Origin of the sequence: Wolbachia endosymbiont of Drosophila incompta, from assembly GCF_001758565.1 — a bacterium.
GTDB classification, from domain to species: Bacteria; Pseudomonadota; Alphaproteobacteria; order Rickettsiales; family Anaplasmataceae; genus Wolbachia; species Wolbachia pipientis.
Genome location: NZ_CP011148.1, coordinates 1068692 through 1075851, shown reverse-complemented (window position 1 = coordinate 1075851; position 7160 = coordinate 1068692). Strand labels below are relative to the sequence as shown.

The following is a 7160-nucleotide window of genomic DNA, read 5'->3' as shown; positions in this document are numbered from 1 at the left end:
TATGAATGGTGTAAAAAAGCTAGTGGGGAGTAGTTTATGACAAATCAAATTCTATCTAATGATGACTGGGGTCGTTATAAAAAAGAAGGGTTTCTTGTCACTAAATTTGGTGATTTAACAGATTATGTAATGAATCGGGCAAGGTCTGGTTCATTGTGGCCAATGACATTTGGTCTTGCATGTTGCGCAGTTGAGATGATGCATACTGCATCCAGCCGTTATGATCTTGATAGATATGGTATAATGTTTCGTGCAAGCCCACGTCAATCAGATGTGATGATTGTTGCTGGCACACTAACTAATAAAATGGCAGCAGCATTGCGCAAGGTTTATGATCAAATGGCAGACCCGAAGTATGTTATTTCCATGGGAAGTTGTGCAAATGGTGGTGGTTATTACCATTACTCTTATTCAGTAGTCCGAGGCTGTGATAGAATTGTGCCAGTTGACGTGTATGTCCCTGGATGCCCACCAACCGCTGAGGCGTTGCTATATGGAATGCTATGCCTACAAAACAAAATAAAACGGACTCGGAATGGATAAAACTGCAAAGTATATACAAAAAAAGACCAAATGCGAGTGCATTCAAAAAGATGATGGCATTATTGTAATATATTCAACTTTAGATGAAATTGAAAAGTACCTATTCTTTCTACGTGATAATGAAAAGTGTAGGTTTGAACTATTAGTTGATATTTTTGGGGTTGACTATCCAAATAGAGAGAAGCGTTTCGAGCTAATATACAATCTACTCAGCATTGTGCATAATATTAGAGTACACATAAAGCTTCAGTTATGTGAAAGCGACATGCCTCCAAGTGTAGCGAAGATATTTAGTACGGCTTTGTGGTTTGAGCGTGAAGTGTTTGATATGTATGGAATAGAGTTTTCTGATCACCCTGATTTGCGTAGGATTCTAACAGACTATGGATTCAAAGGTCATCCAATGTTAAAAGATTTCCCTCTCACTGGTTATGAGGAAGTAAGATATGATATAGAGACAAAAAAGGTTGTGTATAATCCTATAGATTTACCGCAAGATTTTCGTATGTTTGATAGCTTATCGCCTTGGGAAGGTAAAACCATAAAAGTAAATACAAAGGAGTAGAAAATGACAGTACAAAGAAAAAAAATATCTTTAATCGGTGCAGGAAATATCGGTGGAACTCTCACCCATATGATTGCACTAAGGGAACTCGGTGATGTTGTTTTACTTGATATTAGTGATGGAATACCACAAGGTAAAGCACTCGACATAGCAGAATCATCCCCTATTGATGGATTTAATGTCAATATTACTGGCACAAATAGGTATGAAGATATAAAAAACTCCGATGCAATTATAATAACCGCTGGCATCGCTAGAAAACCTGGAATGAGCAGGGATGACCTCCTGCAAACCAATGCTAAAGTAATGAAGGAGGTTGGCGAAAATATTAAAAAATATTCTCCAAACGCGTTTGTAATAGTGGTTACCAACCCTTTGGATGCCATGGTTTCAGTGGTGCATAAATTTTCAAACCTTCCAACTAATATGATTGTTGGCATGGCAGGAGTGCTTGATTCTTCCCGTTTTCGTTACTTTCTTGCAAGTGAGTTAAATATCTCAGTTGAAGATATATCTGCTTTTGTGCTTGGAGGACATGGCGACACTATGGTACCACTAATCAATTGTGCTTCAGTTGCTGGAGTTCCACTTACTCAAATGATCGATATGGGTCTTATCACACAGAAAAAAGTCGATGAAATAGTTGAACGCACTCGCAATGGCGGTAAAGAAATAGTTGATCTGCTTAAGTCTGGATCTGCATACTACGCTCCTGCATCTTCAGCTATATGCATGTTAGAATCATATTTAAAAGATAAGAGGCGCATATTACCATGTGCTGCTTACCTTAATGGTGAATATGGTGTAGAAGAGTTGTTTATTGGTGTTCCTGTAATTATTGGAAAAAACGGAATTGAAAAGATCCTAGAAGTTAAAATGAATGATAGTGAACAAGAAATGTTTAATAAGTCTGTAAACTCGGTGAGAGAGCTGGTGAAATCTTTAGGTTCATAAGCAAATTAATGGTTTTATAGAGCTTCTTTATAGCTCAAACAGCCTAAAAAAGTTGCTTGTGGTTACCTTCGCTACTTGTTCTGGTGACTCATTCCACAACTCTGCCAAACAATCAACAACGTATTTCACCATTGCTGGTTCATTCTTTTTTCCCCTATAAGGCTCAGGTGATAGATATGGTGCATCAGTTTCGACTAAAACACGCTCGCGTGGTACATTTTGTGCAATTTCTCTGAGTAAGCTCGCATTTTTAAAAGTAATAATTCCAGAAAATGAAATATATAACCCCAAATCTATAGATTGATAAGCAAGTTCTTTAGAGGAAGCAAAGCAGTGCATTACTCCACTAAAAGCACCGGCTTTCATTTCTGACCTTAACATATCGATCATCTCATTATCAGCGCTTCTTGTGTGAATAACTAAAGGTAGTCCAGTTATTCTTGACGCTTCTATATGTAATGCAAAACTTTTTTTCTGATTGTCTTTGTTGTCAGATTTATAAAAATCTAACCCGGTTTCACCGATACTAATTACCTTTTGGTTCTTGGTAAATTCAACTAATTCATCAACATGTATACACTCACCGTTTTCTATAGCAGCATCAAGCGGATGTATACCAACAGAGGAGTAGACCTGATCATAGGATGAAGAAATTTTTAATAACTTAGGAACATCGTCAATGCTTACGCATATGTTATGCAAAACCTTTACACCATTTTGCTCTGCCCTTGAAATTACTTTTGGTATTTCATCGTCAGAAAAATAAATCAAGTGGCAATGAGAATCTACTATCATGAGCTTATTGTTGAGGCTTTTATTATAGAAGAAAACTCTTCTATCACTGTTTTATAAACTTCTTTTTTAAATGATATAGCACTGGCTACTAAACTATCTATACCTTGCCAACGCCACTCTTTGAACTCTGGATGACCAGTATAATTAATATCAATGTCCTCATCCTCTCCGCAAAACTTCATTAAGAACCACCTTTGCTTTTGACCAGAATATTTTCCATTCCAGCATATTGGTATAACTTCTTCAGGCAAGTTGTAGTATATCCAATCCTTGCTTTTAGTTATAACCTTTACTTTATTAGTACCAACCTCCTCTAGCAACTCACGTAACGCTGCTTGTTCCAGTTCCTCACCATCATCAACACCTCCTTGTGGCATCTGCCAGTAAGAATCGCTATCAAAGCGTTTTCCAATAAAGGCATGTCCTTGTCTGTTAAATAGCATTATGCCAACACAAGGACGGTACTTATCTTTCTGCTCAACCACGAGTACGCTCTGTTTTTAAATGATTTGTTACAGAAGTTTTAATTAATTTTCCATTTTTTTCTTTCTTCATCTCTTCAACAATTTTCTTTGCAACTTCCTTTGCACTCAAGTTCGAGTTATCAATTTCAAGCGAACCCTCAGGTATAAATAGCCTTTTCCCTTCAATTTTCTTTATAGCAAAATCCGGATCAGTAATTTTATTTTCCTGATATCTCTCTTCTGATTGGACACGTCTTACTAGTTTTTCATTATTACAATGTAATACTACAGAAAAAATTTCCATGTCCATTTTTTTACTTAAATTTACCACTGAGTTATATAATCTTTGGTCATAGGGATCACCCTCTATCAATTCATTTGTAAATATATAATGTTTTGATTTTACGTAGTGTTTTTCCAGTATTGCTAATACATTTTCCCTAACTGCAAAAATTTTTTCCCATAGGTCATCTGGAACTTCAGCGTTTTGTAATTTAACAATATCAAATATAATATTATTGAATAGATTATTGCTTACTATTACTGCACCAATGATTTTACACAGTTCCTTTGCAGTAGTAAACTTACCACTGCCTGGAAAGCCGATTAAGTAGATGAGAGTCTTGCCCATAATGAATACTAGTAAAAAGCTATTTTCAATTATATAAAAAGTATATACATTGTACATGCTAAAAACATGATGATAAAATAGATGCAGGTAATACCTTTAACAAGTAGTTGCGTTGAAAATAGTTCATATTTAGAAATTTTGAGTATATAATTATAAATGAATCATATAACCTGTAAACAATGCTTAGCGATATGGAATCGATAAGAAGTACAATTGAAGAGATAATAGATCAAAATAAAGGTCATGATATAGTAACTTTTGATGTGCAGAATAAAACCGTTATTGCAAAATATATGATTATTGCATCTGGTGATTCAAGCCGTCACGTTAAAGCTTTAGCTGAGCACGTAATAAAAAGCCTCAAGCCACATGATAAAATAGATGTAGAAGGTATGGATGAAGGCAATTGGGTAGTTTTGAATTTTCAAGGCATAATGGTTCACATATTCAGGCCGGAAGTAAGGGAGTATTATAAAATAGAAGAGTTATGGAACTGATTGCCTGGATAGCTGGTGCACAACTGCACAAACGTTGTAATTTTGAAGGCAACTCCTGCACAGGTAGTGGTGTCATGAAAGTAGCTGACACTGGAATCCAGTTTTTCATGCAATTTCATCGGAAACGTTGTATAGTGTGCTTGTTTATAATTAAGTTCCAGTGTCTGGGCACTGGCTTCTCTATTAGGGTTACCTTCGGCATTAATGACAGGATAGACTGGGGTTTATAAAATGAAACACGCATCTGAATTTTTAAATTTCATCCAAGAAAGAGGGTACCTATACCAATGCACAAACATTGAAGGACTAGATCAATTATTATTGCAGAGCAATTATATAGTTGCATACATTGGGTTTGATTGCACAGCACCAAGTCTTCATGCTGGTCACCTAATTCAGATTATGATGCTCTGTCACCTACAAAAATTTGGTTATAAGCCGATAGTCTTACTTGGAGGTGGCACAACAAAAATTGGTGACCCATCCTTCAAAGATAAAGCAAGAAGCATCTTGCCTGTAGAGAACATCAATCAAAATACATCCAGTATAAGGAGAATATTAGAGAAAATGGTGTCTTTTAATGACAGCAAGACTGGTGCAATGATAGTAAATAACGCAGATTGGTTGGATAACATAAAATACATAGATTTTTTGCGTGATATAGGAGCTTATTTTTCTGTAAATCGTATGCTAAGTTTTGATAGTGTGAAAACCAGGCTGGATAGAGAGCAAACCTTAAGCTTTCTAGAATTTAATTACATGCTATTGCAAGCTTACGACTTTATTGAATTAAACAAAAAATATGATTGTCGTCTGCAGATTGGAGGGTCAGACCAGTGGGGAAATATAGTAAACGGAATTGAACTTGGAAAAAAGTTGAATTTACCTGAGCTATTTGGCCTTACCATGCCTCTTTTATTAAATGCACAAGGAAAAAAAATGGGCAAAACTGAAAGTGGAGCAGTGTGGCTTGATGATAATATGCTAAAGCCTTACGACTACTGGCAATATTTTCGCAACGTTGATGATCAAGATGTTGGACGTTTTTTAAGATTGCTCACTGATGTGCCAATTGATGAGATTAGAAAATTAGAGTCTTTAAAGGATCAAGAAATAAATGAAGCAAAAAAGGTCTTGGCAACAGAAGTGACAAAAATATGTCATGGTGACAAAGAAGCGGAACTTGCACAATTTGCTGCAATTTCTGCTTTTGAGAATGAAGATAGCTCACTACTTCCTGATTACATCATAAAAAAAGAACAAGTTGCAAGCGGCATATCCTTAGTAGACCTACTACATGACACCGGTTTTGAACCTTCAAAAGGCGCTGCAAAGCGTTTAATACAGGGCAACGGATGCAAGATTAATGATAATGTTGTAAACAATATTGATCATGTAATAAATTTCGAAAGCTTTAAAGATCAGCCATTTATAAAATTATCTGCAGGAAAGAAACGCCATATAAAAGTTGTGGTAGATTAGGTCTCGAAGTAAGAAAACAAATTTTATACAAGTGAGAAATTAGATATGGAGCAAATTTTCAAAATTCGAGAATTATGTATAAAACAACTGGAAAGATAGTAGAAAGCGAAATTCTATTATATATAGCTAAAGTGGCTTAGGTTTACCTACAATTTGAAAAACAACAAATTCGTCATTCCGCTACTCATTAGCGGAATCTATACCGCGAATGAATCCATAACTGTACGGACATTGCAATTTGGGCCTACCAGGAGGGCAATGCCTCTTATCCAAGTACCCTCTTCTTGTCATCCAAGTAGCCGACACTGGGATGGCTTTGTTGCATAGCAACTGAAAAAATCTGGTGGCTACTGACAAAATTCATTATAAAATAGCCATTTAACCTTGAAAGAAAAAATATGCCACAAAAAATGAGGGTCAGTAACCATAGCGAATATAACAAATTTCTAGAAAAAAGAGGAAATATTTTTCATTATATCAACGAAGCCATAGAAAAGTGGTACGAGAATGGTCCAAAAATACCAGGTGGCAACAATATTTATAGCGATAAAGTTGTAATTTTGGTGCACATAATAACTTGTTTATTTAGAATAGGCCTGAGGCAAACAGTTGGGTTTATAGCAGGATGCCTTGAGCAAATTGGGAAAAATTTGCAAGTTATCAGCTATTCACAATCATCAAGAAGGTTTAAGAAACTCAATATTAAGATCAATGATTGCAGAATTGATAAAAATAATATGGAAGATATCGAAATTGCTATAGACAGTACAGGAATTAGTATATACAACAACACTCCTGGTCATAGCAAAGAAAATAGCGAAGATAGAAAGTATCGCAGCTATGAACAGACAAGAAAATTGCATGTAATGTTGAATACAAACAGCAAAAAAGCCATAGCTGTGAAATACAGTAACGGTGTCTACTCTGATCACTATGGAGCTTGTGATTTGCTAAAAGAAGTCGATTTTCAGTATGTCATAAAAGTACTATATGCAGATAGGGCATATGACAGAGAAAAGCTCTATAAGCTGTGTAATCAATATGGTATAAAAACGAAAATTCCTCCGAAAAACAACGCAGCAGAGCATCCAAAGTTAGACTATATGGCTGAGAGAAATTCTGCAGTCAAGCTCATAAAGTCATATGATGAAGATGGTATAAAGAAGTGGAAAAAAGAGATGAGTTATGGAAAAAGATCTTATATAGAAAGTTTTTTCTCGCAACTGAAA

Annotated in this window: 9 protein-coding genes; 6 read left to right on the top strand and 3 right to left on the bottom strand. The window is 35.6% G+C overall.

The annotated features are described in order from the left end of the window. The first annotated feature begins 36 nt into the window (after positions 1 to 36). Genes WG67_RS04880 through mdh form a run of 3 tightly spaced genes read left to right on the top strand, consistent with a single transcriptional unit; the run spans position 37 to position 2062 of the window. Positions 37 to 543 (top strand): NuoB/complex I 20 kDa subunit family protein, encoded by a 507-nt coding sequence (locus WG67_RS04880; RefSeq protein WP_070356980.1) that lies wholly within the window; start codon positions 37 to 39, stop codon positions 541 to 543. Beyond that, positions 536 to 1108: an NADH-quinone oxidoreductase subunit C gene (locus WG67_RS04875; protein ID WP_070356979.1), complete on the top strand. Its 573-nt coding sequence runs from the start codon at positions 536 to 538 to the stop codon at positions 1106 to 1108. The genes WG67_RS04880 and WG67_RS04875 overlap by 8 nt, the downstream gene beginning before the upstream one ends. A gap of 3 nt (positions 1109 to 1111) precedes the next feature. Next, positions 1112 to 2062: a malate dehydrogenase gene (gene mdh, locus WG67_RS04870; RefSeq protein WP_070356978.1), complete on the top strand. Its 951-nt coding sequence runs from the start codon at positions 1112 to 1114 to the stop codon at positions 2060 to 2062. Between the two features lie 27 nt (positions 2063 to 2089). Here mdh and WG67_RS04865 read toward each other — a convergent pair whose 3' ends face one another. The 3 genes from WG67_RS04865 to WG67_RS04855 are packed head-to-tail and all read right to left on the bottom strand — an operon-like array spanning position 2090 to position 3952. Continuing rightward, a complete protein-coding gene (locus WG67_RS04865; RefSeq protein WP_010082353.1) occupies positions 2090 to 2857 on the bottom strand; it encodes a TatD family hydrolase in 768 nt (255 codons plus the stop codon). Beyond that, positions 2854 to 3342 carry an RNA pyrophosphohydrolase gene (locus tag WG67_RS04860; protein ID WP_006279569.1) on the bottom strand — a complete coding sequence of 163 codons (489 nt, stop codon included), beginning with the start codon at positions 3340 to 3342 and terminating at the stop codon, positions 2854 to 2856. Before WG67_RS04860 ends, WG67_RS04865 begins: the two co-directional genes overlap by 4 nt. Next, complete coding sequence (locus tag WG67_RS04855; protein ID WP_022626414.1) at positions 3335 to 3952, bottom strand: AAA family ATPase; 618 nt, start codon at positions 3950 to 3952, stop codon at positions 3335 to 3337. Before WG67_RS04855 ends, WG67_RS04860 begins: the two co-directional genes overlap by 8 nt. Positions 3953 to 4131: 179 nt before the next feature. Here WG67_RS04855 and rsfS point away from each other — a divergent pair, with 179 nt between their 5' ends. The 3 genes from rsfS to WG67_RS06440 all read left to right on the top strand — a co-directional run. Continuing rightward, complete coding sequence (gene rsfS / locus WG67_RS04850) at positions 4132 to 4449, top strand: ribosome silencing factor (protein ID WP_006279567.1); 318 nt, start codon at positions 4132 to 4134, stop codon at positions 4447 to 4449. A gap of 231 nt (positions 4450 to 4680) precedes the next feature. Further along, complete coding sequence (gene tyrS, locus WG67_RS04840) at positions 4681 to 5931, top strand: tyrosine--tRNA ligase (protein ID WP_007548582.1); 1251 nt, start codon at positions 4681 to 4683, stop codon at positions 5929 to 5931. A gap of 398 nt (positions 5932 to 6329) precedes the next feature. Next, a partial coding sequence (locus WG67_RS06440) for an IS5 family transposase (RefSeq protein ID WP_179945734.1) occupies positions 6330 to 7160 on the top strand: 831 nt, incomplete at its 3' end.